The following is a 25825-nucleotide window of genomic DNA, read 5'->3' as shown; positions in this document are numbered from 1 at the left end:
CGCCATAAATTGGGCGCGTTCGCCCTAACGTCACAGGTAGTGTAGTGACGGGCGGGGTTCACTAGCATGGACGAGCTTTCCACCTTCACAGCCTGAAGCGTCGCGGCGTGACCGATACCAAGGGCGACAACGAGGAAGCCAGCGGGCACAAGACAGACGCGATGATACACGTCTACGATCATTCGCTGCCGCTAGTGGACGAATCGGGAAGCAATCTCAAATAAGGAAGGCCCCGCAATCGCGGGGCCCAGCCAAAGGCGCAGCCAATCAAAGGAATACTAAGCCTTTGTCCTGGCTACCGCCTTCTTGCCAATAGCCTTCTTCACCGCCTTCTTTGTTGCACTCTTCTTCGAAGGGGTCGAAGGGGCGATTTGATTCTCAAGGAGATCCCAAGGGAGCTGACGGTGCGCTTGCAGCATGGTCACGGAGAAAACGGACTGGATTCGCTCGCGGACAAGCCAATACAACGCTCGCGCGAATTGCGCCTCTGCGGCCTTAAACAGCACAAGGTTGCCATCTGACGCCTTCTCAACACCCACAAATCCAGCCGTACACTCGACATAGAACACATGCGGCGCGTCCGGGCTTTGCTCATCGCCCTTTACAACTGCGCTGGCGGAAACAACTTGCTCTATGACAGGTCGATCTCCGTAGGTGTGCGAGGACAGAGTTGGCTCATGTCCCTCGATGCTCACTGCGATTTGGTACTTCCCCGCAGTACCACTGACCTTCCGCTCATCGACCGTGATACGTGAGAATCGTGCGCCCACCATCAAGAAGCTCTCAAAAGCCTGCAACGGATCAGTGGTAGTCATAAACGGGCCTGCTAGCCGGCGCGCGCTGGAGCCGTTCGTTGTATCCAGCGAATCCCAACGTCTGCTCGACTTGTTTCGCCTGCGTCACTGCTGGCTGATGGCAATGACGATCAACAATCTGCTCGATAGCAGAGCACATGACCTGGTTCAGCGACACTCCCCAAGTACGTGCGATCGTCGCAGCCTTCCGATGCAATTCTCCACCTACCCGCACGTTAAACGTACCACTGTATGGCTTGTCTGCCTCGACATTTCGAGCCGCGCAATCGGCCAGGTACTGATCGACAGCGCGCTCAAACTCGACCTTGAGCTCCGGAACCGAAGCAGCGGAGAAGAGGATCAAAGCGTCGATATCGCAAACTTCACCAACGAGCAGCTCATCAGCATCCGAGTATTCAATCTTTGCGCTATAGGTCTTGTATTTCAGCAGATTCATTCTAGGTATCCCCATTCCTTGAGTCGATCCCTGACGCGCCTCACATAGACCTCAAGCATGGTCGGTGGGTTCCGGCCATGTGGCTTATGGAGACAAATTACGTGCGCTGCATTGTCAGGATGCGTGAAGCTGTATCCCGAACCAGCGCCGGGCACCTTCTTGAAGCCAAATCCCTTTAGCAGAACGCAGAGTTCATCCCATTCATAGTCCCTTGGACAGCTGTTGAGACGATCCAGCCTCTTCTGAAGCTTTGACATTGCCGAGTCCTATCGTATGGCCCCCCCCACCCACTTGCAACTATTCCGTAGTTGCAATTCACCGATTGGTAATCGAGGTTCAGCCTTCCACAGGATGTTAACACTCGTTCACCCTCTGTTCTGCTCCAGAGGCAAGATGGAGCGAGTAGCCCGGAGGCACTTCCGGAGCCACGTGGTGTGGTCAAAGAAGTTTCGGGTAAGTCATTGATTTAAATGACGCACCTACCAGGCAATCGACCCTGTAACGCCGACTTAGAAGGCAGGTACCCCAATCCAACCAGAGGACGGCTGGCGAGCTCCACATGAAGGGAAGTCCCCTCTTCAAGCCCGCTCAGTGGCTGGGCGGAGGCAGCTGCAACCGAGCAATCTGCAGGGCCGCCTGCCCGAGCGCTGCGTCCAGGCGTGAGCAATGCCCCGTTGCGGGTGCCAATATGCTTCCCCCTGAACGCCAAGGATCCGGCCATGCTTAGAGTGCCATTCGCTGCTGTAGCCGCCCTCGTCCTCTTTGGGGGCTGCGCCAAACAGCCAGAGACTTGGACCGCCTTCGTCTACCCTCCTGGAATGCCCTTGGCCGCTGAAGACGCCTCCAAGGCTATCTACGGTCATTACGAGTCATTCGAACAATGCCAACGCGCCTCCATTAGCGCACTCAGGCAATCGGCCGCTGAAAACCCATCCGACGACCTCGGGAGCTATGAATGCGGCGTTGGCTGCCGGTACGAGAAGGAGTGGGACATGTACGTCTGCAAGGAGACGCGGAAGTAAGGCTAGTGCAGTGGGAAGATGTCCTGGATCGAATGGAACATGTCCACCCCGGCGATCCACCGTCCATTGCTGAAGTAGCTGACCAGCCCGCATTGGCAGTTGCCACCGCTCAGGACGGGGCATAGCCCATCGTGTAGGTCGTACGCCCTCCAGGGGGCTCCAATGACAGCGGTAGCTACCTGCGTCCTGCCCTCGAAGTCCTCCGGCAGACATTGCCTTTCGGCAGCGAAGACAACATAGGTCACACCGTCCCAGGACTCTTGGGAGCTGTCCGCTTCTAAAGTAGAGATTGCCTCTCGGTCATCAGCCACGAGCGCCCTCCGGCTCATTGTCAGCTGTCATGGGTACAAGTTGCACCGTTATGGCTCGGACCGGCTCCGAATCCGGGTCTATCCCTACCGACTGGACTGGCTTGCCATAGCCGCGATCCAGCAGCGCCTCACTGGCCGCCTTGGCGAGGGCCGCGTTATCGCCCCTCATGATCGCCACCAGCTTCTCAATGGCCTCCCGGCCGTACTCTCGCGCCAGTTGTCGAACCTCAAAATCCACTTTGGGCCGGCCACTCGGGTTGCCCGATTGTCCTGGCTTGAATGCCATTGCCTTCACCTATTGTTTTCAGTTGTTACCAATGTGAGTCCATGCCTACGGAAGGCCTTGTTCGCAACATCCAAGCCCACCTCCTCGACATGTCGCCCGAGGAACCCCGCTGCCATCTCGGTGATGTCCAGTTCGCCCAGATAGACACGTTGACCCGCGTTAGCTCGCAGCATCACTGCGGCGATGCCCTTTACCGCTGCGGGTGACAGGGAAGAAGTCATGGCGAGTCCTCAGTTGATGTTCAAACCACGACGGTTGATCTTTTCCAAGAACGAGCCGCGCGCTCCGCCAGGGCCCATACCGCTGCTTGGGCTGAAGCTGCCCGTCTGCATCCCTCGGTTGGCTACTGCTCCGCCCCGGCCTGTGCCGCCATTCCCGGTTGCCATCGCGCCTGGCGACATGTTCCCGAAATTCAGGTTCGACCCTTGATTGGCCGCGATGGACTGGCCCCACACGCTCTGTGGAGACCAGTGCCCAACGCTTGCCATGCCATTGCCCAGCTGGTTGTTGCCGAAGCTGCCCATAGAGCCAGCTCCACCTGCGTAGCCGTACCAGCTGCCGCCTGGGCGCTGGGTGCCCAGGCCCAGGTTCTGCGTTGTCATTTGCGAAGGCGTGGGCGCAGTGAATGCTCGGCTCGACGAGGGAGCACCCGGGATATCAACCTGCTCCATAACTGGGCCACCGATACCGTAGTCAGCCCCTCGGTTCACCCAGCCGGATAACCCTCGGTCCACCAGCAAACCGGTTCCGGGAACAAACGCGTTTGCGAGCCACTTGAGGCCGGTGGCGATGGCCGCCCTGCCGCCGTTGCCCATGTAGTTGCCCCGTGCGTCAAAGACGCTTCCCGGCACCGCCCCGTTAACGAAGCGATTGCGCGCCCCAACGAAGAACGCCGGAACTCTTGAACCTGTCATCACATACCCCTTGGGCACCTGCTGTGCCCATTCATTTTCTTAAGTGTTTGAGTAGCGTGGCCAGGTGTATCCTGACCCCACACCTCTCCGATGGACGGGAAATGGACGCCTGGAAAAAGACGAGCTATCCCCTGCCACAGCCGCTGGAAAGCGACCGAGTTTCTGATGGGCGGAGGGGCGGCCTATACGGCCTTGCCTTTGCCAGCTTGCTGATCGCAGTCCCCGTTCTACTGGCGGGCTTGGTAGTGCTCGCCTTTACGGGCTTCGCTGTGGCCTCGTAGCCTCAAGCCGATCTGCAAACGCATCCAGATCCGGGTTGTCTTCCCGCTCTGCAATTTCCCGCAGCAAACGCGCTTGCGGTATCAGCTCACCAATTGGCTTCTCGCCGTTCTGCGCAACCCAGCGGACGAAGCCAGGGCTGGTCATAAGGTGGGCCAATCCATTCAAGCCACCAGCCAGCGCCATCGAGCCTGAGACAATCCCCGCAGCCAGCAGCGGACTACCCGCCACCAATGCGCTACCGGCACTGCTCGCAGTACCAGCCGACTGAGTTATCAGGGAGATCAGGCGAGCGGATCCTGAGGGATTGCGGAACACCGAACTTCCCTGCCGAATCCGATCCGTCATCCTGGCGATCCTGTCCATGTCCTGCCGGAAGCCGAGGCCATGCCGGTCAAACAACACCCGCTTTGCCTCAGGGCTCATGTTCGCCCAGTTGGTGAGGAAGGTCTCCATACTGAAGACGTCACTGTCCGCATTCTGCTGACTGCCGGTGGCCCGACCCATCCGGCGAATGAAGGACGCCGATACTTCACGCTGGGCGTCCTTTGGCAACGACTGCATCACCGCTCGCAACGTGGTCGCACCCTCTCGGGTGTTGCCAAACGCCGCCTTGTAAACAGCCTCCGGTCCGCCGCTCTTATCCACCACATGCGCCACGGCGTCGATTCGTTTGCTACGCGCCGCGTAATAGGTATTTGCCCGACTCCAAGCCTGCCGCGCCTCGGGTGTCGTGGCGGCGGCCTCCATATCCTTCGTAAGCGCCCCATAGAGCGTCTTCCACATGTCCCTGGGAACGCTGTCAGCCAAGGAGTAGTTATCAAGCTCCCGCCCAACCAGCGTGCGAAGCTTGGTAAGCGCCTGATACGGCAGTTGGTTGTCGGCCATTCCAGATATGGCGGTCACAACCTGCTCGTCGATCTGCTGAGGCGTCAGAACGGGAAGGACGCCGCGCATCCCTAGTGACTGAAGGCGCGTGTTCTCCGCAGCTGCCCGCTGCGCCTGATCTTCAAGCTGCTGTTTCAGCTGCTCTGCTTGGCGCTGTACATCCGGGCGCTGCAGTGCTGCCTCCATCCCGCTGATGTCCTCGTCCAATGCACCGCCGATTCCTCGAATGCGAGCGTTCTGGAATAGGCGCGCAACGTTGGGGGCTCCTTCAATGGAGGCGTTCAGATCGGCAAGCGCCCTCTGCGTGTTCTCCACAGGCACCCGTGCATCCGGTGCAATTTGCTTCGAGACTCGACCGTAAAGCTCCTCCGCCCTTTTTGCCGTCTTGGGGACGAAGGCGGCAGCGCTCTTCCCCCCAATTCCTTCTAGGATGGTACGTCCTGCTTGCTCTGGACTCATGGCTCGGCCACGTGGAGAGAGTTCCGCCGCGTACTGACCAATCGCCGCGTTGGCGTTATCCGCCTGGTTGCGCGCAAGACGCGCAATCGGACTAGAGCCGCCAGCAACGTTGCCCAACATGGTCTCTGTAGCCTGGGCAAATCGCCCGCCCGTTGCCTGGCCCACACTCGGTGAAGTCCCTGCTGCCGCGAAATCGGAAATCGCCCGTTCCACGTCCTGAGCGGTCACGCGCTCGCCCGAAGCATTGCGGCCCCTCAGCGCTCCACGGGTAGCATCCGCGACAGCCTGAGGAACGAAGCCGCTACGCATGCCGGGAAGCGCTGAGGCGACGCCTGGAGCGAAGCCACCAGCCAGCCCAGCAGCTACCTGTGCACCAGTACCACCACCCGCCTCACGAACAGCTGAGCTTGCACCGGTACCTGCCACAGTGGCAGCGGTCTGCAGGACAGGATTTGCGGCAAAGAACTCGCCGGCAGTCTGGACAAGTCCTCTGCCACCGCTAGCCGCTGAGCCTGCACCCAAGGTGAGTGCGGTGCCAGTCAGCCCTTCGCCGATGTCTGAAACAATGCGCTGCGCCTTTGTCTGGGGCCGCTGCATGCCCAACTCATCCGCAATCTGCTCGCCGACCTGGCGATACGGGGCAGTCGGAACGAAGCTGTCCCGCCCCGTAGCGATGTCCTCTTCCGTAGGTCGGTGCAGGCGGCGCCGAATCGGGTCCACGACATAGTGATTGAAAGCGTCGCCGCCAACGGCACCGAGAAGGCCGCCAGCGCCTTGAAGGACTTGGCGCCCGCCATACTGGCCCAGCCACCGGCCTAGGGCGTTGCCTGGCAACTCGGCGGTGCTATCCCAGCTGGACGCTACCTCGCTGAAATCGGGTTTGGCGGCCTGTACGGCAGGGAGCGTCACGATCTCATCGGGCTGGTCGAACTGGTCAAAGACGTTCTGCCCGGTCGAAGAAGCACCCGATGGGGCATCAAACTGATCAAATGGATTTCTTTCCATTGGCTACCTCAGGTAGTCATCTGCGCTGACACCGTACTTCTGCTCGAAGGCGGCACGCATGTTGGGGTTCTTCCGAAGGAAATCCACCGCCGCTGGGGGAACTGCGGAGGCCCCACGTCTTGATGCACCACCAGATGCAGTGGACCTACCCACTACACGCTCCGGCGCGTAGTTGTATTCCCGTGCCAAGCCCGAGTACTGCTCTCGATAGGCGTCGATCTGAGACTTTGCCTGGTCGTGCAGCCCCTTGGCGGAGTTAACAAAGCCAGTTCGCTGCTCAGGGTTCAGCCGCTGACCATCTCGGAGCCTGTTGTACTCGTTGCGGATGCGGTCCGGAACACCAGCAGCGTTCTGAGCATTCGCGAACTCGCCCTCACGAACCACCGAGGTGGGATCAAGCATGCGCATGTAAGAAAAGATCAAAGCTAGATCGTTCTGTGCAGACGGATTCTTCGCGGCCTGCGCGATCTGCTCGTAAGAGTTGACCACCGTCTGAGGGACCTTAATCTGAGCGATGAACTCTTTCCGCAGCGCTTGCTCCGCCTGAGCAAGATCCCCCGGGGCAGGATTGTTCTTTCGGTCTGCGGGTCCGCCAGGGATAGCTTCTAGCTGCGAGCCATCGGCACTAAAGCGGTAGCCGGACGGAGCTTGACGCTCCGCCTGACGAGCCGAACGATCGGGTCTGAAACCAACCTCCAGACCAGCAGTTCTCGTCGGCCTCGCCTGGCCTGCCTGCGCAAGCACCTTCGGGACGTAGGCACGCGTTTCTGCCGGAGCAGATGCAAGCATGGCGTCCACGTTGCCACCGGCTGCGCGCAGGGCATTGTCGACATTGCCCGGCCCCCAGTTGTACGCAGCGAGCGCAGCACGTGGGTCTGCGTACTGGCGCAGCATCGCGCCAAGATAGTCCTTTCCCACACGCTCCTGCTCTGCTGGGGACTGATCGCGGGCGGGAACGACGCCATACCCCGGATCGCGCAACGTGCCAGGCATGGTCTGCATGGTGCCTACCGCGCCCTTGCTCGAAACGGCAGCCGGGTTGCCGCCCGACTCAACCTGCATCACCGCCTGCTCCAAGCCTGGAATGAGGTCGGAACCCAGCAGTCCCCCGCTGGGCATTTGCAGCCGCGCTGCATCCCGCGACAGAAGGCCTGCACTCGGCAACTGCGGTGCAGCGGCTCCTGAGCCAAGCAGGCCTTCACTGATGATGTTGCCTTGGAGATCCCGATACTCTTGGGTTTCGGTGTTGCGGATGACATCCAGCAACCCCTCCTTACCCGTCTTCGGGTCGCGGTAGCCGATCTGGCCCGGCTCCCATTTCGCCTTCGGACTCACCTTCTGCCGGAACTCCTGGGCGCCAACGGGGTCGACACTTGCCCACTGACTCCATGAGCCCTCATTGAGCGATCCGTCAGGGTTAAGTACGCCTCGCTGAGCCTCTTCAATAGCCGCGTTCCGCAGCATGCCCTGGCGAGTCCGAGCGAGGATTTCGTCCTTGTAGCGGGCGTTCTCGGCATCGCTCACGCCTTGATTGGCTGAGAGAAGCCCACCTTGAATGCCGTTTGCCAATGCGGCGCCAAAGTTGCCTCCGGTCGGCCGGAGCATGGCAAGTCCAGCGGATAGCAGGCTCTGGCGAGCAACCGCGCCTTGGTCCTTCTCGGACAGGCCCTGCCATCTCGGCGTGACCCTGCCGAAGAAATTGTGAATGTAGGAGTTCATTTGCTTCCTGTGCTTCTGGGGCGTCTCATACGCCGGATGGGAGTGGGCGGCGCCACCAATAGATGACGCCGCCCAGGAGCCCGCCCTTGGGTAGTAGAGCCCCTATTACTTATGGCGTTTGGCGGGTGTAAATCGCTCCCGGGCAAATTCGCTTGGGATGAAGAACCCAGGGGAAAGGGCTGGGTTTACTGGTTACCCATGCGCCGTCACATTCAAGATCCTTCCCACGCCTACATCCCATCCTGTGCTCTCTCCGAGCTCCTCCAGCAGGGCATAGCTGGCCCGTTCAAGCCAGTCCCAGAGAATGGCTTCGACGGTCGACACTTGATTCCGATAGGTAGCCTCTCGCACTCCAGAACTACGCGCGCCGTCCTTGTAGCTACGCCCGACGCCGAGAAGCTTGGCCGCCGCCGCCCTTGCCACTTCGGCTGTATGTCCCATTACGGTCAGATAGAGCTCAACCTTGGGCCATAGCTCCATCCTCTGTGCCGCGTAGACCATCAGCCATGCCTCAAGCGGGCCATCAAGCGAAGCGTCGGACAAGGCCAGCAGCACTGGTTTCACCGGCCTCACAGTTGGGATGACCAACGCTCCGGCAAAGCGGTGGTTCTCCCAGCGCCGCACGCGTCGAACACGCGTGGCGCACGCGTCCGCACGCATGTTCGCAACTCGATCGAAGTCCTCAGCTGCTTGCCGGTCTTCAGCTCTGAAGGAGCGTAGAGCGGCTGTCCGTGCCCGCGTACTTTTGGGCAGATATCCCCGAGCGTCCTGAACTACTCGCCCCCTGGTGTGAATGGCTAGCACCGCCGGATCAACTGAGCCGTTTTCATCAGGCAGAACTTCCACCCAAGTAGCTTGCACTGGCAATGACATGCATGGGCCGCAACCGAAAGCAGCGGCAAGGGCCTTGGAAGCTCGATCCACGTTAATCGATCCTTCCAGCCAGGGCTTTGACAGCCCTGAAATTTCCGGTGCTCGTACCTGCTTTAGGCTAGCTTTGAACTGAGCTCGACCGTTCAAGGGGCGCCCTCCCTAGAGCAAAGCTTCAGAAGCACTGGAAGCAATGAAGAGCGCGCTCCGCTTGGTATATATCTAGAAGGGTGTACACATAGCGACCTCGAAGGGGTGTGGATAACCGCCTGACTGGCCTGCATTGCGACCTCGTAGGTCTCTATGCGGGCCAACTCATAGCGGGATTGGCCTATATAGCAACCTAGTTGGCCTACATAGCGACTACCCATTGCGATTCCTCCACAGGTTCAGTGGAGTTACGGTTGGTGGCTCAAGGTGCTTTTCGGACTCATCGACGGCGTAATAGGTCAGCGCGTACAGGCTGCACATGTTCTTGCCGCCTTTGCGCGTCTCGATGATCCAACCTGCGGCAAGAAGCTCCAGCTTGGCGCCGTGCACCGTCGCCTTACTCCTCCAGCCACGGGCCGAGAGCATCGACCACGGGATGCTCAAATCGCCGTTCTTGCCTGGTCGGTATTGGCGGGCCAACTCCAGCAACAGCTTGACGGCATTACCGGACAGTTGACCAAACTCCGGTGAGTCGGAAATCCTATGCTCGAGCATCAGGAATGGCGCGCCCTTCGACCGCCCTACGAGCTTCTGCCGTCGCCTTTCAGTGTTTTTCTTAGGTAGCGCCTGCCCATAGCGGGCGCCGCCCTCTGGAGACCGCTGCGCGCGGTCCTCACTTGTGCTCTGCATACACCCCCCAAGGGCATAGGTATGAGCCCGACTAGGGCTTCTTGCGACGTGCCTTCGCGGCGCGCGACCCAGGGAGGTGCGCCCAGGTCTGTCCGGTACGAACTTGGTTCACCGTGCGAAGAGAGATCCCAAGCCGCTTGACCCAAACCTTTGACGGAATGCTCTCCGTGCTATCGCGTATTGCGCTGACTTGGTCAGGCGTCAATTTGCAGTACGGTGATCTGCAGCCGTACAGCGCCAGACTGTTCTTAGCCTGCCTAGCGCGGTTCTCCTGGGGGGTCACCAAGTCTAGGTTGGACAGCGCGTTGTTACCTGCGTCGGAGTCGAGATGATCGATCTGCATGCCTTCAGGGATGGGTCCGTTCGCGGCTTCCCATACCAGTCGGTGCGCGTACCAAGTCACGGGGGTACGGGCCTCTGACTGGCGCCGTATCACCCTCACATAGGTGTCCGAAGTCTGGATCCCTACTTCTAATCCATCCGGGTCAAAGATTCGTCCGGTGGAAAGGCTGACAAGGAGGCCAGATGAGGCGTGTGGCACAAGCTGACCAATAGCCTGCTCCGTCATAGCGGCCCCTCCTCCCGGTCCTCTGGCTCAATCTCGTGCTCCCTTGGGGCGTTCAAGGTCTGCCAGGCGCGCTGAACGTCTTGCGGGACGTAGTACTCGACCACCTTGTACGACCCGTGGTCGTCCTCATGCGTGGCGGGGTAAGCCTCTATGAGCCCACGCTCTACCAATTCCCTGACGGCGCGCCGCGTAGGGGCTGGACGAGCGCAGCCAGCCGTCCACCCAGCGGCATCGAGAAGACTAGACTGCTCCCGATTAAGGCAGGAAAAATTGAACCCGTTCACGCCGCGACCTCCGTGGAGGCCGCAGCGAGCCGTGCGGGTAGTGTGTAAAGGCTATCGAGGTAGACGAATCGACGTGTGCCGATGTTGACCGTCTCAAGCAGACCAGCCTTGGCTAGCTCATATGCCTTGGAGCGACCAATCCCTACCTTCGCGCATTCCGGGATGAAGGGCCGGAAGTCCCGATGTCCATACGTATCCATTGACTGCACCGTGTGGCCGCTGTGCGCGGCGGGTGAGTCGAAATTTATGGATGGGGGGCCTAATGGAACATGCCGTCAAATCTGCAATTTAGGGATTTGGCTCAGCTGAATCAGAATCAGGAATTCCGATTCTGATTCAGTGCCGCCGACCTACGCTCTCTTCGAGACAGGAGCCAGCTTGGAAATAGCAGCCTCGTCCAAGTCCTCAGTGCTAAAGAACACCGAGGTTAGCGCGAGCACCAGCGCTCTGTGTGGCGTACCAAACTCTCTCATGAACTTGCTAGTCACTCGCCGGATAAAGCGCAGCCTCCTTACGTTGGGGTCGTTCGGCTTCTTTACCTCGCTTTCCAATTCAGCCAGTCGAAGAGCGCCATTGTGGATCGCATCAAAGACAAGCCCTAGGTCCATCTTGATCCCGTGATAGATGGCGAACCGAATTCGGTTGAACGAGTCCTCTCTTTCATCTTCGTCAAGAGCTTCGAAATCATCCGGATGGGCAGCCTGGTAGTTGATCGCGCTGTTGAGCGCAGCCAGGTCCAGATCGGGCTGAAAGGGCCAATCTAGGCCACTCTTCTCGTCGTAGAACGGTATGAGCAGTTCCCTGAGAGCCTCGCAATGGACGACCATCTTCTTTGAGGCTTCCTGCCTCTGTTTGGATGTCATCTTTTCGAATGGCTCCAGTTCTGCGAGACCGTGCATCACCGCACCGCCAATCCAATCCTCCAGCGTCCCCGCCCACATCCCGGGCCTGCGATCTTTTCCCTTCAGGGATTCCAAGCACAACGCATACTCCGCAGATGCCGTCAGCTTCCGCCAAGCAGCTTCTGCCTCCTGATTCATGAAATATCGGGTCGTACTCATACGCCGCTCCGATGTGGTCTCCAGCCTGGGACTTCCCGAGGTTCCGACATCCTACCTAGGGCCGCTCAGGTGGGCGATAGTGTCGTTTACTAGATCGCGAGCCGCGCGCCTCGCCTGGGCCATTGTTCTAAGCTCAGGGCCATCGGCAGGTGGATTACGCAGCAGGTCTTCCGCAAGCCTCTCGAGACTTCGCCTTGCCTTCTCCCGCGCCCGCTTGGCAGTCTCCTGCTGTGTACGCTTGAAGCGTCTATCCGCTGCCGCATCGCGCCGTCGCTGCCGCTCTCGGCCCGCTATCAGCGCGACCTCAGGAAAGCCAAGGGGAAGCATTTCGTCAGTGTCATCGTAAGCACTCGCATACCAGTGAATGCCTCGCCGAAGATTGTACGAAGCCTCTTCGAATAGGTGGCAACCCGCGCCAGGTCCCATCGGGTCCTCGACGGGCCGCCAACCGATCTCCTGCGCACGAGTGAGAAGCTGGTCGGCGCCAACCATTTCCGTCACGACTGCGCCTGCGCTGTCGTAGTAGCACAAGCAGAACCTGTCTCGACGGTGCACGGCCAGCCAGTCCATGCAAACGAGTTGGTGAGAGATGAGCAAGCGGGGAGCCACCCCCATTGCCAAGAGTTCGTCAATCGGGTCACGGTCCTGAATGGCCGGCTCACCCGTGACGGGATCTTTATGCGTGCTCCCGGAGACAGCACTTATACTCACGCTATCCATGATCGACTCTCCAATAGTCGTTTGTGGTAGGCCGAGCCAGGGGTTGCCGCCCCTTCCTCGGCCGCTTTGTTTATGCGGCTGTGCTTCTTTGACCGGCCCTCCCTAAAGGCCTTTCTCTGGCGGTCAGGCGCGCTTGGCTGTAAAGGCCAACACGTTCGGTTCTGCAACCCGCAATTGGTCGAGGTAGTCGGACCAGGCCTGCATCATCTTCCTGCGCTCCGGCAGGTGGGTCGCTCGGTTGTAGGCACGCCCAAGTGGGTCCTTCACGGCGTGCGCCAACTGATGCTCGATGTAGTCCGGGCGATAGCCAAGCACTTCATCCAGCACCGTTCTTGCCATCGCTCGGAAGCCATGGCCCACCATCGTGTCTGAGTCGAATCCAAGATTTCGCAGCGCCGCGTTCAGCGTGTTCTCGCTCATGGGTTTTTGGGCGCTACGGACCCCCGGAAACACGAACTCGCTGCGCTTGGTATAGGGATACAGGTCCCTGAGCACTTCCACGGCTTGGCTCGAGAGCGGAACGATGTGCGGAGTCTTTGTCTTGCTGGTGACGTAGCGCCACTCCGCCGCATCGAGGTCGATGTCAGCCCACTTCGCCTGCCTCAACTCCCCTGGACGGACAAATAGCATCGGAGCCAGCTTTAGCGCGGCCTGTGTGACCAATGCCCCCTGGTAGCCCCACAGCGCGCGCAGGAGGCTACCTATAACGGCGGGGTCGGTCACGCTGGCAAAGTGCTTGGTCTGAGGCTGCTCAAGCGCTCCTGTGAGGTCCTGAGCGGGATTCCGATCAGCACGACCCGTAGCGATGGCGTAGCGGAAGATTCGGCCGGCGTGGGCTCTAGCCCGATGTGCAGTCTCGACTACGCCTCGCTGTTCCAGCTTCCTAAGCGCAGCTAGCAGAACCGGCGCGGTGATGTCGCCAACAGGCAGATCCGCCAATCCAGCCAGATCCTTCTCGATCAGCCGACGCTCGCGCACAACGGATCCAGGGGAAAGACCTTCCTTTGTCCGCTTGGCGAGCAACTCCAGGCCGATGGCACCGAAGGTGTTCGCGGCCCTTTCTCCTTGCGCTGCCTTCTCGGCCCTTGCCACCTGAGCGGGATTTGCTCCGCCGCGCAGCAGCGCACGAAGACGGTCACGTTCGACGCGAGCAGCCTGCAGCGACATTGAGGGGTACTCGTCGAGGGTGACGATGCTCGCCCTACCGGCGTACCTATAGCGGTACCGCCAAGCCTTCGACCCCGTTGGACGCACCTCGATGCATAGCCCATTTGAGTCAGCGATCCGGTAGGCCGCTGACTTGGGCTTCAGTGTGCGAACTTTGGTGTCGGTGAGCATGTGAGTCATCCGCCAGTGAGTCAGGGTCGGGAATTACCTACCCTCGACTCACAGCCTGACTCACTTTTTTTGCGGATGCAAGTGGATGCCAACGGATGCCGATGGACGGTCAAGCAGCCTAAGAGACCCATTTCGCTAGCATTCTTGGACGTCCCCGGACTTCGCTGGACGTCAATGTGGTGGGCCCACCAGGATTCGAACCTGGAACCAAGGGATTATGAGTCCCCTGCTCTAACCGTTGAGCTATAGGCCCGGCGCAGCGCCACAGTGTAGTGGAGCCTGCGCTCAACCGGCTACCCGCCGGCGCCAAGACACACTGAAAAACCCTCAGCCATCGCTGCGCAACGCCGCGCGCCCAGGCTTGCGCAACAGCTGGCTCACCCAAACCGCGCGCCCATCTCCCGCACCCGCTCGGCGTTCGCCCCCGCCAATGACCGCATTGCTGGCGACTGGATCCGCCCGTCAACAGCCACGCACTGCCAGAATGCTTCAGCCACCGGTGCCGCCCAGCGCAGATGTTGCAGATCACCACTGCCCAGCGGTGCGACCGGCGACAGCGGCTCGTCCGCGCGCAACACGCCCAGCTTTGACGGCGCCAGCGACATCGGCAGCATGTCGTAGACCGGCGCCAACGGCAGCGGGCCGCGATCAACGAAGTGGAAGGCGATGTTGCCGTGGTGCATGTCGCTGTTGCCGATCAGCCGCCCGAACGCGTGGCGTCGGCCCATCGCCTGCACGGTGTCGGCCGTCAGCCAGCCTTGATCACGCAGTTCGGCGCCTGCAACCGGCCACGCTGGGGTGACCTCGCCGGTGAACGCAGACGATAGCGACAGCAGCGAGACCAGGCCTCGCCGCCCCAGCAGATCGGGCGTGCGGTCGAAGCGCTCGATTTCCAGGAAGGTGTGCGTGGGCGACTGCAGCAGTTCACTGGACGCCGCGGCTTGTCCGGACTGGCGCAGGGCCTCAAGCGCCAGATGTTCGCAGACCAGCAGATCGCTCCAGCGCTGGGCGGCGGCGCCTTCATCGGGCTGCGCGAACTTGACCAGCACCGAGCGGCGCCTGCCGTGGACCTCCACGGTGGCGGTGAACTTGGGTTGCTCGCCACCCGGCGAGGAGCCCACGTCCTCTCCGTCCAGCGCAGCACGCGCACGCTCGCGATACTGTGCAAGACGATCGTCGGCCGCAACCCGATCGATCGGCGCCTGCAACGTCTCCATCGCCGCCTCCACAGCAGCGATACCGAGCAGCAGATCGCCCGCTTCAGTCCCGCCAGCGGTTACCAGGGCCATCAACACATCGTCCGGTTGCCAGCCCTTGAGGTCCTTCGGCAGGCCGAGCGCCTGCCCACGGCCATGGGCGAAGCTGCGACCAAGAAATCCCTGCGGTCGCAGGTCATCCAGGTACCACGGTAAGTCAGGAAAGAAGGCAGCAACGCCACCTTCGGGCGCGCGTCGCAGGTTCGGGCAGTCAGGCCCGGCGTCGACATGGAAGCCGCCTCCTACCAGCGCAATTACCCGCCCCAGCTCCTCCAGCGTCGCATCTTCGCGCAGCCGGTACAGCGGCCATTCGCTGCCTGCCCGGGTGGGCCGCCGCAGCGCATAGGCGGTTGCCCGCGTTCTGCCCATGCGCACCACCTGCGGGCCACTGGCGGCCACCAGCCGGCTGAGCGCCATCCGGTCCACCCCCAGACGCTCGGCCAGCGCCGCGGCTGGTAGCGGCTGGCCGGGGGCCAGCTGAGCGATCAGATCCAATACCTGTGGGCGTTGAGCGCGTGGCATGTGCATTACGTAATACGAAGCTTGTTACGTAATTAGCATCAAAAAAACGGGACTGCAAGCACGATCTTGCGTCTATGAGCTTGAAAATAATGGACATATCCACGAAGAGCCAGCTTCGACGCGGATCTTTGTTACATTATTTGTTACGTAATTATATGGCTCAGCAGAGCACAGGCGGGGCGTTACAGGGATGTGGTGGGCAAAGAAAAACCCCGCCGAAGCGGGGTTTCTCTCAACACATCAGCCATCGCCGGATATCAATCGATATCCAGGAAGCTGCGCAACTGCTCCGAGCGGCTCGGGTGACGCAGCTTGCGCAGGGCCTTCGCTTCGATCTGGCGGATGCGCTCGCGGGTCACGTCGAACTGCTTGCCGACCTCTTCCAGCGTGTGGTCGGTGTTCATGTCGATGCCGAAGCGCATGCGCAGCACCTTGGCTTCCCTCGGGGTGAGGCCGGCCAGCACGTCGCGCACGGTTTCAGACAAGTTGATGTTGGTGGTGTTCTCGATCGGGGACTCCACGTTGGTGTCCTCGATGAAGTCGCCCAGATGGGAATCCTCGTCGTCACCGATCGGGGTTTCCATCGAGATCGGCTCCTTGGCGATCTTCATCACCTTGCGGATCTTGTCTTCCGGCATGTCCATTTCCTTGGCCAGCTCCTCCGGCGTGGCCTCGCGGCCGTACTGCTGGAGCATCTGGCGGGAAATGCGGTTCAACTTGTTGATCGTCTCGATCATGTGCACCGGGATACGGATGGTGCGCGCCTGGTCGGCGATCGAGCGGGTGATCGCCTGGCGGATCCACCAGGTGGCGTAGGTCGAGAACTTGTAGCCGCGGCGGTATTCGAACTTGTCCACCGCCTTCATCAGGCCGATGTTGCCTTCCTGGATCAGGTCCAGGAACTGCAGGCCGCGGTTGGTGTACTTCTTGGCAATCGAGATCACCAGGCGCAGGTTGGCCTCGACCATTTCCTTCTTGGCCTTGCGCGCCTTGGCTTCACCGTAGGCCATGGCACGGCTGATTTCCTTCAGCTCTTCCAGGTCCAGCTGGGTCAGCTTCTCGATGTCGATCGTCGCCTGCTGTTCGGCAATGATCTGGTCCTTCACTTCGCGCAGGGCCGACGACCACTTCTGCTTGCGCTTCAGTGCGTCTTCCACCCATTCCAGGTTGGTCTGGTTGCCTTCCCAGGAACGGATGAAGTCCTTGCGCGGCATGCGCGCGGTGACGGTGGCCAGGTTCAGCACACGGCGCTCATGCGACTTGATGTCGGCCATGGTGTCGCGCAGCTGCTTGGTCAGCACGTCGGTCAGCGGCAGCGGCAGCTTCAGGGTGACGAACACCGCCGACATCTCTTCGCGCAGGCGCGGCAGGTTCTTCTTGTCGCCCTTGGTCGCGGCCTTCTTGAACGCATTGAAGGCATCGCTCAGTGCCTGCATGCGCGCGGCGACTTCCTCCGGGTCCGGACCGGTCGGTGCGGCTTCTTCCTCGCCACCCTCGACATCATCGTCCTCGTCCTCGTCGCCTTCGGCGTCGGCATCGCTGCTGTCATCGGCAGCGACCGCCGGCGGCGCCGGCTCTTCGTCGACCAGATCATTGAACCCGACGATCACTTCGGCCAGGCGCTTCTTGCCTTCCTTGTGGGCTTCGTAGTCGTTCAGCAGCGACTCGACCGACACCGGGAACTGGCCGAGCGCGGCCTGGACCTGGGAGAGGCCTTCCTCGATGCGCTTGGCAATGGCGATTTCGCCTTCGCGGGTCAGCAGCTCGACGGTGCCCATTTCGCGCATGTACATGCGCACCGGGTCGGTGGTACGGCCACCTTCGGTGTCGAGCGCGCTCAGCGCGGCGGCAGCTTCTTCGGCCGCGGTGTCATCGACTTCGCGGTTGCCGGTGTTGCCGTCGTTGAGAAGCAGGGTTTCCACATCCGGCGCAACTTCATGGACATCGATGCCCATGCCGTTGATCATGCCGATGATGTCTTCGATCTGTTCCGGGTCGACCATGTCGTCCGGCAGATGGTCATTGACTTCGGCGTAGGTCAGGTAGCCCTGTTCCAGGCCCTTGCTGATCAGTTGCTTGATTTCGGATTGGGCAGGACGTTCGTTGGCCATGTAGTGCTCGCGCCACCGGCTGGGTAGGAAATAGGGAACGTAGCATTATACCAGCCCGGGGCCCCGCCTGCCGGGCGGTGGTCCCGCAGGCTCAGGGCCGGAGAAGGAAGGTCACAGGACCGTCATTGACCAGGCTGACGACCATATGGGCACCAAACCGGCCTGTTTCCACCCCTGGCGCGTGATTTTCACGGCAGATCTCGACAAATTGATTGAACCCGCGTTCAGCCTCCTCCGGCGCTGCGGCGCTGGTGAAGCTCGGCCGCATGCCCGAACGGGTGTCAGCGGCCAGGGTGAACTGGCTGACCAGCAACAGGCCGCCGCCGGTGTCACGCAGCGACCGGTTCATTTTCCCGGCCTCGTCGGCGAACACCCGGTAGCCCAGCAGGCGCTCGGCCATCCGTCGCAGCTGGGCCTCGGTATCGCCCGGCTCCATGCCCACCAGCGCCAGCAGGCCTGGTCCGATCTGGCCCACGGTTTCATCATCTACATGGACAGCAGCCTGGCTGACACGCTGGATCAGGACGAGCATCTGGGCTTCCAATGAACAGGGCCGGCCACGATAGCAGCGCCCTTGGCTAAACTGGCGCCAATGAATCCGCAACGCAAAGCCCGGCTGGTCCACCGCGCCACCACCCTGTTCGCCCGCCTGCCCTGGCCGCTGCTGCGGGCGTTCGCGCGCACCCTGGCGTGGGCCTGGATCCGTCTCAATGCCCGTGAGAGCCGTGTCACCCGGCGCAACCTCGAACTGGCCTACCCCGACCTGGACAGTGCCGCGCGGGACCGCCTGCATCGCGATCTGCTGCGCTCGACCGCGCTGCAGGCCATCGAGACCCTGCGGCTGTGGAGCCAGAGGCCGGCCGACAACCTGCGCCTGCATCTGAAGCAGCGCCACGGCGAGGCCCTGTACGACGCAGCCCTGGCCAGCGGCAAGGGCGTGATCGTGGCCGCGCCGCACTTCGGCAACTGGGAGCTGCTGAACCAGTGGCTGGCCTCGCGCGGGCAGATCGCCATCGTCTACAAGCCACCGGAGGACGAGGCCAGCGATGCCTTCCTGCAGCTGGTGCGGGGCGGCCAGAACGTACAGCAGGTGCGTGCCGAAGGCCCGGCCGTGCGCCAGCTGTTCAAGGTGCTCAAGGACGGCGGTGCCACCGGCATCCTGCCCGACCAGCAGCCCAAGGCCGGCGATGGGGTGTTCGTGCCGTTCTTCGGCGTGCAGGCGCTGACCATGACCCTGGTCAACCGACTGGCCGAGCGCACCGGCGCCACCGTGCTGTACGGCTGGTGCGAGCGCATCGGGCCGGACATGCAATTCGCCCTGCACATCGAACCGACCGACCCGGCCGTGGCCGACCCGGACCCGCAGGTGGCCGCCACCGCGCTCAACGCCGGCATCGAGCGCATCGCCCGCCGCGACCCGGCGCAGTACCAGTGGACCTACAAGCGCTATACGTTGCGGCCGCCGGGCAGCGGCGAGGAAGACCCGTACGCAACTGAGGAACACCCCCACTGACGGCCGCCTGCGACCACTGGCCGCACCACGTTGAATACGACGCCGTCGCCCCCATAGAGACTGCGATGTCCGCCTCCCCCGGTCCTGCCATGCCTGCTGCTTCTTCCCTGTTCGGCGATCCGGCCGCGATCCGCTGTGAGCGCGCGGTGGCCGAACTGCGCGCCGGTCGCCCGGTGCTGCTCCACGATGGCCACGGCCAGCGCCTGGCGGTGATCGCGCTGGACAGCGCCACGGCCAGCAGCTTCGCTGCCTTCGCCAATGCCGCCCGCGAGCGGCATTACCTGTTCCTGACCGCCACCCGCGCCCGCGTGCTCGGCGTGGAGGCCCCGCAAGGCGCACGCCTGCCGCTGGCCGGCGTTGCCTTCGATGCCCTCCCCTCGCTGGGCTACCTGCGCGAGCCGGGCCCGATGCCCGACGGCTGGACGGCGGGCGATGCCTTCGATGCCGGCGCGGTGGAGCTGGCCCGCCTGGGCCTGTTGCTGCCGGCGATGGTGGCGGTACGCCTGGACGTTGATGACCGCACCTTCGAGGGCGCCGCCGAGGTGGCCCTGTGCGACCTGGCCGAAGGCGCAGCACATGCGGCCCACGACTACGAACTGGTGGCGCGTTCGCCGGTGCCGCTGCGCGACGTCGGCATGACCACCTTCGCGGTGTTCCGCGGCGGCGTGGCCCAGCGCGACCAGGTCGCGATCATCGTCGGCGAACCCGACCTGTCGGCGGTGGTGCCGGTGCGCGTGCACTCCTCATGCCTGACCGGCGACCTGTTCGGTTCGCTCAAGTGCGACTGTGGTGACCAGCTGCGGCGCGGCCTGCGCAAGCTGAAGGAGCTGGGCGGCGGCGTGTTGCTGTACCTGGACCAGGAAGGCCGTGGCACCGGCATCGCAGCCAAGATGCGTGCCTACGGCTACCAGCACGACGGCCTGGACACCATCGACGCCGATGCGCAGCTCGGCTTCGGCGCCGACGAGCGCCGCTACGGCAGTGCGGTGGCCATGCTGCACGGCCTTGGCATTTCGCGCGTGGCGCTGCTCAGCAACAACCCGACCAAGGCACAGCGCCTGCGCAATGCCGGCATCGAGGTACTGGACTGCATTCCGGTCACCGGCGAGATCACCGCCGAGAACGAGCACTACCTGCGCACCAAGGCCGATCGCGCAGGACATCTGCTGGACGTGGATGCGCTGATCCAGGCTGCCCAGTAACGCAGCCGACCTGCTACCGTCTGCGCGGTGCGGCTACCGCCGCCACCGCTCGCCCTGCCACCTGACGGAGCCCGCGTGACCGACATCTCCCTGACCGCTCCGCCCGCCGACGCGTGGCAGTCGCTGCCGCGCCGCGCCGCGCGGCTGGCGGCATTGGAAGGCGCTTTCGGCGGCCTGTTTGTGCCAGGCCTGCCGCTGGCGGCCGCATGGTGGTTCTTCGATCTACCCGGCGGCGCGTGGGTCGCCGCCCTCGGGCTGCTGGCAGGGGCTGCATGTGGCGCATGGCTCAGCCACCGCCGCCTGGTCCGCACCCGTTGGCGGCTGGACGCACAGGGCCTGGGCCTGCGGCGAGACCTGATGTGGCAGCTGGAAACCCGTATTCCCATTTCGCGCGTACAACACCTGGACCTGCGCAGGGGCCCGCTGGAACGCCGTGCAGGACTTGCCACGCTGATCGTGCATACCGCCGGCACCCGCATGAGCGCGGTAACCGTGAGCGGCCTGGATGAAACCGACGCCGAGCGTCTGCGCGACACCCTTTCGCACCAGCTCGACCAGGACGCTGACGCCCTGTGAGCCTGCCACCGCCTCTGCCTGCAGCACTGCGCGCCGGTGGCGAGGACCACCGCCTGCACCCGTGGTCATGGCTGTTCGTGCTGCTGATGCAGCTGCGCCACTACTTCCTGCCGCTGGTCGCACTGCTGGTATTCGGTCAGCGCGGCGACCGCGATCCGATGTGGGCGCAGTTGATCCCACTGTCGGCGATCGCCGCGCTGGTCCTGGTCTCGGTGCTGCAGTACCTCAGCTACCGTTACCGCATCGGCAGCGATGCGATCACCGTGCGCAGCGGTCTGCTTGCGCGCAACCGGCGCGAGATTCCGTTCGCCCGCATCCACAACGTGGAAGTGCGGCAGAATCCGCTGCACCGGCTGTTCGGCGTGGCCGAGCTGCGCCTGGAGTCGGCCGGTGGCGTGCGCCCCGAAGCGGAAATGCGAGTGCTGAAGCTGGACCAGGCGCTGGCGCTGGAACGTCTCGTGCGCCAGCGCGGGCAGGCACCACAGGCCGCCGACGCTGTCCCCGCGCCTGCGGTCACCGTGGCCGACACCGAACACGTCCTGCTGCGCCTGTCCAGCTGGGACGTGATGCGCATGGGCCTGCTCTCCAATCGGGGCTGGGCACTGGCGGTTGCCGCCTTCGGCGTGCTGTTCCAGACCGTGCCGCGGCCGGTGATGGACGAAGCCATCCAACGTGGTGGCCGCGAGGCTTTCGGTTACGCCAGCCACCTGCACCCCGGCGTAGCAGGCGCTTTCCTGCTGCTGGCAGCCGCACTGCTGCTGGGCTGGCTGGCGCTGCGCGTGCTGTCGGTGGTACTGACCCTGCTGCGGTATCACGGCTTTACCCTCAGCGAGCAGGATCGCCGCCTGACCGTCTCGGCCGGTCTGCTCAGCCGCACCCGCAGCAGTGTCGCGCGTCGCCGCATCCAGGCCTGGACGCTGCGCGAAACCACCCTGCATCGCTGGTTCGGCCTGCGCCAGCTGCGCATCGACAGCGCTGCCGGTGGCCCTTCGCGCGATGAGGACCGCGCCCTGCGCGAGCTGGCACCACTGGCCCAGGCGACGCGCTGCGAGCAGCTGGTGCAGCACCTGTTGCCTCAGCTGCAGTGGCCGCCGACGCAATGGCACTCCATTCCGCAGCGTGGCTGGTGGCGGCTGTGCCTGGGAACGCTGCTGCTGGTACCCCTGTTGGCCGCAGCCGCGTACTGGCGCTGGGGGCCATGGGGCCTGCTGGTGCTGGCGTGGCTGCCGGTGGCGCTGCTGGTCGCTCATCGGCAGATGGCACGCATGGCCTGGCACCTGGACGAGCACTACGTGGCAGTGCGTGGCGGTTGGTGGAAGCGCTGGTGGCGCTGGGCCGAACTGGACAAGGTGCAGGGCCTGCGCCTGCTGCGCTCGCCGCTGGACAAGCTGTTGGGCACCAGCAGCCTGCAGCTGGATACTGCCGGCGCGCATGGCGATGTGGCATTGACCCTGCACCATCTGCCGCAGGCACAGGCGCAGCAGGTGATGGATCAGCTGGCTGCGGCGCTGGCGCGGCGCAAGCTGCGCTGGTAGGTAGTGCCGGCCGCTGGCCGGCAACCGCAGACATCCCCGAGCTTGCCGGCCAGCGGCCGGCACTACCGCGAGCGGGAGCGCGCATCCACGCACGGCATGGATCTACTCTAGAGCCGAGCCAATGCTCGGCTTACCGCTGCGACGGGCCCCAATAGCCCAGGTCCCTGCGGATCTGCAGATCACGCATCCAGCTGCCGAACGGCTTGCGCCGCAGCGCACCCATTTCACCGGACAGGAAATCCTCGGTGGCCGCGATTACCCGCTCGCTGGACAGGCCGTCGCGGTACGGATGGATGGCGTCGGCATAGCGCACGATCTCCGCCTGCAGCGCCGCGTCCGGGTGCAGCGCACGCGTCAGCATCGCCTGCAGCTGCGCAGGATCATTGAAGTCGATCATGTGTGGCTTGGGCACGCGGTTGCGGAAGGTCACCACCGGCTTGTGCTGCACGATGAACTCCGAAACGATCGACGAGGTATCCGACACCAGCACGTCGGCGGCGCGCTGCGCGGACATCACCTGCTCCGGCTCGATGAAGCGGGCATTGGCGCCGGCCAGCGCGCGGTAGCGTTCGAACAGGTCCTGCGGGCACTTCGGGTGCAGGGTGAGAAGCCAGTAATGGTCACCGGCGGCGATATCGGCGGCGATCTGCGGGTGCAGGTGCGGCGCTGCGCTCAGGCGCTCGGTGAAGGTCGAACCGAACAGGATCACCGGGCGTCCTCCAGCGGCGGCGCGCAGCGCGGCGCTCTCGCCACCATCGTCGCGGAACAGCGGATCCAGCTTCGGCCAGCCCGTCTCGGCCACCGCGAAGTGGCCCTGCAGGGCCGCGATCTCACGAAACGGCGCGGTGGTGGCCGGCCCCTGCGTGCAGTACAGGTCGAACATGCCGCGCACCCGGAAGTGGCCGCGCGCGCTGTCCCGCTTCTCCACGTTGAAGCCATGGAAGAGCTGCACCTTGGCGCCCGAAAGGAACGTCGGCACCCAGTTGGCCGCGCTGAACACCGCCCGCGGACGCAGGGCCAAGGCCTGCTTCAGGCCCACGTTGGGCACCCCCGGCAGGCTGCTGCCGGCCGCGCCGTCCTCGAACCAGGCCGCCACCTCCTGCCCGGATGCGTGCAAGGCCTGCGCCAACGGGGCGAGAATAGGCAGCGCATAGCGCTCCGTCGCAAACAACAGGTACCCGGCCATCATGTCCTCCACGACCGCTCCCATCGAACGGCCTCGCATCTCGGCGTGCATTATCGCGTTCAACGAGGCCGGGCGCATCGGCGACTGCCTGGCCTCGCTGGCGTTCTGCGATGAGATCGTGGTGGTGGACTCGTACTCCACCGATGCCACCGTCGCCATCGCTGAAGCTGCCGGCGCCCGTGTTCTGCAGCGCCGGTTCGACGGTTTCCGCAGCCAGAAGGCATTCTGCGTCGAGCAGGCCCGCCACGACTGGGTACTGTGCCTGGATGCCGACGAACGGATCAGTCCGGAACTGCGCGCGGCCATCGAACAGGCCCGCGACAGTGGCTTCAGCGGCCATGCCGGCTACCGTTTCGCCCGCCTGTCGGAGTATTTCGGCAGGTTCCTGCGCCATGGCAATGCCTACCCGGACCGAGTGTTGCGCCTGTTCGACCGCCGCCAGGGCGGCTGGCGCGGCAAGCGCGAGATCCACGAGGCTGCCAGCGTCGACGGCAGCGTCGGTACACTGCGTGGCGACCTGGTCCACTATCCGTACCGCTCCTTGCAGCAGCAGCTGGCCAAGACCGAGAAATACGCGCGGATGATGGCCGAGCACGAGTTCGCACGCGGCAAGCGGGCCACGCTGGGCAAGCTGGTGCTGGCGCCGGCCTGGCGGTTCTGGCGCGGCTTCCTGTTCCGTGGCGGCTTCCGCGACGGCTGGCATGGACTGGTCTATGCCTACGTACGCGCCAACTACGTGCGGCAGAAAACCATCATGCTGTGGATGCTGGGCAACGGCCAGGCCGTGGCTGACCCGCCGGACCCCTGATCGCCCGGCCCTGTCCGGGGCGCCGCTGGATCACGCCCCGGTGATTGCCCGGTGGCGCGCGCCCTCGACAATCGACAGGCCGGTCAGCAGGCCGACCAGGGTCACGTAGAAACTGGCTGTCATCTGGTGCGCGAACATCGACTGGGTCAAGCCGCACAGTGCGTAGGTGATCACCAGCATGATGCCGGCTGCGGCCGGCCCCCGGAAGGTCGACCGTCCGCTGCGGCGATGCAGGCGCACGAACAACCAGAGCGGGATGCCATACACCGCCAGCAACAGCAGCAGGCCCGGTACGCCCTGGGTCGCTGCCCATTCGGCAACATCGTTGTGCGCATGCCCCAGGTGGCAACGCAACTCTTCCGGGTTCTCACGGCAGACCGGCACGCGCAGCATCGCGCTGTCGAAATGACCGATGCCAACACCCACCAGCGGGTGGTCGAGGAAGGTCTCCCAGGCCACCTGCAGGCGTTCCACGCGGGCACCGGCGGAAGAATCACTGTCGCCCAACTCCATCCGCTGCACGTCACTGTGCAGCTCGCTCAGGCGGACCTGGTGGCGCAGTTCCGGTACCGACAGCAGCAGGGTCGCACCGATCGCCAGCATGCCTGCCAGCACCGACAGGCGCGCCGCGCCGGTACGCCAGCGCAGGCTCAACGTCAGCACCACCAGCAGCGCCAGCAAGGCGGCGAACACACCGCGGCTGCCGGTCAGCACGATGGTGCCGCAGCCGGCCGCCATGCCGAGGATCACCAGCGACCAGCGCCGCGACGGGCGACAGAACACCAGCAGCACCATCAAAACCATCACGATGTCGGCCAGCACGATGGCGTTGGTGAACAACTCTGCGCGCGGGGCGCCACCCAGCACCTGCCACAGTGACATCGCGAAGGCGGCGAGCAGGCCGGTCAATGATCCGTACCAGAGCCACCGCACGTCGGGACGCAGCGCGCAGACCCACAGCGCGATCCACGGGATCACCACGAACCGCGACCGGTTGTCGACGTCACGCAGGCCCTGCTCGAACAACACTACCGACATTAGGCCGAGCGCCAGCACCGCCAGCATCAGCCAGGCCAGCACTTTCACCGGCTGGCCGGCCATCCCGCGCGCGCGCCACAGCAGCTCCGGCGCCAGCAGCGTGCTCAGCAGCAGCAGCAGGCCATACGGCAACAGGTTGATGGGCACGGTCAGCACCAGTGCCGGCAGGCAGAACAGGCCCAGTTGGGCCAGCCCATGCGCCACCCGCTGACGTCCGCCGGCGGGAACGCCCAGCGGATCGCCGGCCATGAGGTTCAGGTTGT

General features: G+C 63.3%; 22 protein-coding genes and 1 tRNA gene. 5 read left to right on the top strand and 18 right to left on the bottom strand.

Annotation, left to right across the window (positions count from 1 at the left end; all coding sequences use genetic code 11):
• Nucleotides 1-278: 278 nt before the first annotated feature.
• The 16 genes from AC5P8C_RS07105 to dtd all read right to left on the bottom strand — a co-directional run bounded on the left by AC5P8C_RS07105 (nt 279) and on the right by dtd (nt 18236).
• Nucleotides 279-815, bottom strand: a complete 537-nt coding sequence (locus AC5P8C_RS07105; protein ID WP_495218499.1) for a hypothetical protein — start codon at nt 813-815, stop codon at nt 279-281.
• Nucleotides 802-1251 carry a type II toxin-antitoxin system HicB family antitoxin gene (locus AC5P8C_RS07100; RefSeq protein WP_495218498.1) on the bottom strand — a complete coding sequence of 150 codons (450 nt, stop codon included), beginning with the start codon at nt 1249-1251 and terminating at the stop codon, nt 802-804. The genes AC5P8C_RS07105 and AC5P8C_RS07100 overlap by 14 nt, the downstream gene beginning before the upstream one ends.
• Before the next feature lie 1325 nt (nt 1252-2576).
• Nucleotides 2577-2870, bottom strand: coding sequence for a DUF5681 domain-containing protein (locus tag AC5P8C_RS07095; RefSeq protein ID WP_429621554.1), 294 nt, complete (start codon nt 2868-2870; stop codon nt 2577-2579).
• A 5-nt stretch (nt 2871-2875) separates the two neighbouring features.
• Complete coding sequence (locus AC5P8C_RS07090; protein ID WP_207049504.1) at nt 2876-3091, bottom strand: GAF domain-containing protein; 216 nt, start codon at nt 3089-3091, stop codon at nt 2876-2878.
• Between the two features lie 9 nt (nt 3092-3100).
• On the bottom strand, nt 3101-3784 hold the full coding sequence (locus tag AC5P8C_RS07085) for a hypothetical protein (protein WP_495218497.1): 684 nt from the start codon (nt 3782-3784) through the stop codon (nt 3101-3103).
• Nucleotides 3785-4039: 255 nt separating this feature from the next.
• Nucleotides 4040-6415: a Sec-independent protein translocase family protein gene (locus tag AC5P8C_RS07080; protein ID WP_495218496.1), complete on the bottom strand. Its 2376-nt coding sequence runs from the start codon at nt 6413-6415 to the stop codon at nt 4040-4042.
• A gap of 3 nt (nt 6416-6418) precedes the next feature.
• Nucleotides 6419-8134 (bottom strand): lytic transglycosylase domain-containing protein, encoded by a 1716-nt coding sequence (locus AC5P8C_RS07075; RefSeq protein ID WP_495218495.1) that lies wholly within the window; start codon nt 8132-8134, stop codon nt 6419-6421.
• 192 nt (nt 8135-8326) lie between these two features.
• Complete coding sequence (locus tag AC5P8C_RS07070) at nt 8327-8698, bottom strand: hypothetical protein (protein ID WP_495218494.1); 372 nt, start codon at nt 8696-8698, stop codon at nt 8327-8329.
• 669 nt (nt 8699-9367) lie between these two features.
• Nucleotides 9368-9709, bottom strand: coding sequence for a hypothetical protein (locus AC5P8C_RS07065; protein ID WP_115875266.1), 342 nt, complete (start codon nt 9707-9709; stop codon nt 9368-9370).
• A gap of 166 nt (nt 9710-9875) precedes the next feature.
• Complete coding sequence (locus AC5P8C_RS07060; protein WP_495218493.1) at nt 9876-10412, bottom strand: HNH endonuclease signature motif containing protein; 537 nt, start codon at nt 10410-10412, stop codon at nt 9876-9878.
• Nucleotides 10413-11046: 634 nt separating this feature from the next.
• Nucleotides 11047-11757 (bottom strand): hypothetical protein, encoded by a 711-nt coding sequence (locus tag AC5P8C_RS07055; protein ID WP_495218492.1) that lies wholly within the window; start codon nt 11755-11757, stop codon nt 11047-11049.
• An 843-nt stretch (nt 11758-12600) separates the two neighbouring features.
• On the bottom strand, nt 12601-13815 hold the full coding sequence (locus tag AC5P8C_RS07050) for a tyrosine-type recombinase/integrase (protein ID WP_495218491.1): 1215 nt from the start codon (nt 13813-13815) through the stop codon (nt 12601-12603).
• A 177-nt stretch (nt 13816-13992) separates the two neighbouring features.
• Nucleotides 13993-14068: transfer RNA gene (locus AC5P8C_RS07045), tRNA-Ile, on the bottom strand.
• Between the two features lie 124 nt (nt 14069-14192).
• Nucleotides 14193-15593: a type II toxin-antitoxin system HipA family toxin YjjJ gene (yjjJ, locus tag AC5P8C_RS07040; protein WP_032955330.1), complete on the bottom strand. Its 1401-nt coding sequence runs from the start codon at nt 15591-15593 to the stop codon at nt 14193-14195.
• Nucleotides 15594-15850: 257 nt separating this feature from the next.
• Nucleotides 15851-17704 (bottom strand): RNA polymerase sigma factor RpoD, encoded by a 1854-nt coding sequence (rpoD, locus tag AC5P8C_RS07035; RefSeq protein ID WP_019660768.1) that lies wholly within the window; start codon nt 17702-17704, stop codon nt 15851-15853.
• Between the two features lie 91 nt (nt 17705-17795).
• Nucleotides 17796-18236, bottom strand: a complete 441-nt coding sequence (dtd, locus tag AC5P8C_RS07030; RefSeq protein ID WP_019660769.1) for a D-aminoacyl-tRNA deacylase — start codon at nt 18234-18236, stop codon at nt 17796-17798.
• Between the two features lie 60 nt (nt 18237-18296).
• Between dtd and AC5P8C_RS07025 the strand changes: the two genes are divergently transcribed.
• The 4 genes from AC5P8C_RS07025 to AC5P8C_RS07010 all read left to right on the top strand — a co-directional run bounded on the left by AC5P8C_RS07025 (nt 18297) and on the right by AC5P8C_RS07010 (nt 22530).
• The gene (locus tag AC5P8C_RS07025; RefSeq protein WP_019660770.1) at nt 18297-19217 is read left to right on the top strand and encodes a lauroyl acyltransferase; all 921 of its coding nucleotides are present in this window, start codon (nt 18297-18299) and stop codon (nt 19215-19217) included.
• A 65-nt stretch (nt 19218-19282) separates the two neighbouring features.
• Nucleotides 19283-20419 (top strand): GTP cyclohydrolase II RibA, encoded by a 1137-nt coding sequence (gene ribA / locus AC5P8C_RS07020; RefSeq protein WP_019660771.1) that lies wholly within the window; start codon nt 19283-19285, stop codon nt 20417-20419.
• Between the two features lie 75 nt (nt 20420-20494).
• On the top strand, nt 20495-20995 hold the full coding sequence (locus AC5P8C_RS07015) for a PH domain-containing protein (protein WP_021203244.1): 501 nt from the start codon (nt 20495-20497) through the stop codon (nt 20993-20995).
• Nucleotides 20992-22530, top strand: coding sequence for a PH domain-containing protein (locus AC5P8C_RS07010; protein WP_495218490.1), 1539 nt, complete (start codon nt 20992-20994; stop codon nt 22528-22530). The genes AC5P8C_RS07015 and AC5P8C_RS07010 overlap by 4 nt, the downstream gene beginning before the upstream one ends.
• Before the next feature lie 130 nt (nt 22531-22660).
• On the opposite strand, the gene AC5P8C_RS07005 is transcribed toward AC5P8C_RS07010, so the two are convergent.
• Entirely contained in the window at nt 22661-23719 is a 1059-nt protein-coding gene (locus tag AC5P8C_RS07005) for a CDP-glycerol glycerophosphotransferase family protein (protein ID WP_019660774.1), read from the bottom strand.
• Here AC5P8C_RS07005 and AC5P8C_RS07000 point away from each other — a divergent pair.
• The gene (locus tag AC5P8C_RS07000) at nt 23718-24524 is read left to right on the top strand and encodes a glycosyltransferase family 2 protein (protein WP_019660775.1); all 807 of its coding nucleotides are present in this window, start codon (nt 23718-23720) and stop codon (nt 24522-24524) included. The genes AC5P8C_RS07005 and AC5P8C_RS07000 overlap by 2 nt on opposite strands.
• 30 nt (nt 24525-24554) lie before the next feature.
• Here AC5P8C_RS07000 and AC5P8C_RS06995 read toward each other — a convergent pair whose 3' ends face one another.
• On the bottom strand, nt 24555-25811 hold the full coding sequence (locus AC5P8C_RS06995; protein WP_021203240.1) for an O-antigen ligase family protein: 1257 nt from the start codon (nt 25809-25811) through the stop codon (nt 24555-24557).
• Nucleotides 25812-25825 lie beyond the last annotated feature (14 nt).

The sequence above is a fragment of the Stenotrophomonas sp. YJH_SMC_46 genome (genome assembly GCF_059370315.1).
This window is presented reverse-complemented; position numbering and strand designations above follow the sequence as displayed.

What these genes read in the sequence shown, in the direction of transcription:
- AC5P8C_RS07005 (WP_019660774.1), bottom strand. Translation starts at nt 23,719, where the DNA reads ATGATGGCCGGGTACCTGTTGTTTGCGACGGAGCGCTATGCGCTGCCT.
- AC5P8C_RS07075 (WP_495218495.1), bottom strand. Translation starts at nt 8,134, where the DNA reads ATGAACTCCTACATTCACAATTTCTTCGGCAGGGTCACGCCGAGATGG.
- yjjJ (WP_032955330.1), bottom strand. Translation starts at nt 15,593, where the DNA reads ATGCCACGCGCTCAACGCCCACAGGTATTGGATCTGATCGCTCAGCTG.
- rpoD (WP_019660768.1), bottom strand. Translation starts at nt 17,704, where the DNA reads ATGGCCAACGAACGTCCTGCCCAATCCGAAATCAAGCAACTGATCAGC.
- AC5P8C_RS07085 (WP_495218497.1), bottom strand. Translation starts at nt 3,784, where the DNA reads ATGACAGGTTCAAGAGTTCCGGCGTTCTTCGTTGGGGCGCGCAATCGC.
- AC5P8C_RS07090 (WP_207049504.1), bottom strand. Translation starts at nt 3,091, where the DNA reads ATGACTTCTTCCCTGTCACCCGCAGCGGTAAAGGGCATCGCCGCAGTG.
- AC5P8C_RS07060 (WP_495218493.1), bottom strand. Translation starts at nt 10,412, where the DNA reads ATGACGGAGCAGGCTATTGGTCAGCTTGTGCCACACGCCTCATCTGGC.
- AC5P8C_RS07050 (WP_495218491.1), bottom strand. Translation starts at nt 13,815, where the DNA reads ATGCTCACCGACACCAAAGTTCGCACACTGAAGCCCAAGTCAGCGGCC.
- AC5P8C_RS06995 (WP_021203240.1), bottom strand. Translation starts at nt 25,811, where the DNA reads ATGGCCGGCGATCCGCTGGGCGTTCCCGCCGGCGGACGTCAGCGGGTG.
- AC5P8C_RS07065 (WP_115875266.1), bottom strand. Translation starts at nt 9,709, where the DNA reads ATGCTCGAGCATAGGATTTCCGACTCACCGGAGTTTGGTCAACTGTCC.
- ribA (WP_019660771.1), top strand. Translation starts at nt 19,283, where the DNA reads ATGTCCGCCTCCCCCGGTCCTGCCATGCCTGCTGCTTCTTCCCTGTTC.
- AC5P8C_RS07095 (WP_429621554.1), bottom strand. Translation starts at nt 2,870, where the DNA reads ATGGCATTCAAGCCAGGACAATCGGGCAACCCGAGTGGCCGGCCCAAA.
- AC5P8C_RS07080 (WP_495218496.1), bottom strand. Translation starts at nt 6,415, where the DNA reads ATGGAAAGAAATCCATTTGATCAGTTTGATGCCCCATCGGGTGCTTCT.
- AC5P8C_RS07100 (WP_495218498.1), bottom strand. Translation starts at nt 1,251, where the DNA reads ATGAATCTGCTGAAATACAAGACCTATAGCGCAAAGATTGAATACTCG.
- AC5P8C_RS07105 (WP_495218499.1), bottom strand. Translation starts at nt 815, where the DNA reads ATGACTACCACTGATCCGTTGCAGGCTTTTGAGAGCTTCTTGATGGTG.
- AC5P8C_RS07000 (WP_019660775.1), top strand. Translation starts at nt 23,718, where the DNA reads ATGTCCTCCACGACCGCTCCCATCGAACGGCCTCGCATCTCGGCGTGC.
- AC5P8C_RS07055 (WP_495218492.1), bottom strand. Translation starts at nt 11,757, where the DNA reads ATGAGTACGACCCGATATTTCATGAATCAGGAGGCAGAAGCTGCTTGG.
- dtd (WP_019660769.1), bottom strand. Translation starts at nt 18,236, where the DNA reads ATGCTCGTCCTGATCCAGCGTGTCAGCCAGGCTGCTGTCCATGTAGAT.
- AC5P8C_RS07025 (WP_019660770.1), top strand. Translation starts at nt 18,297, where the DNA reads ATGAATCCGCAACGCAAAGCCCGGCTGGTCCACCGCGCCACCACCCTG.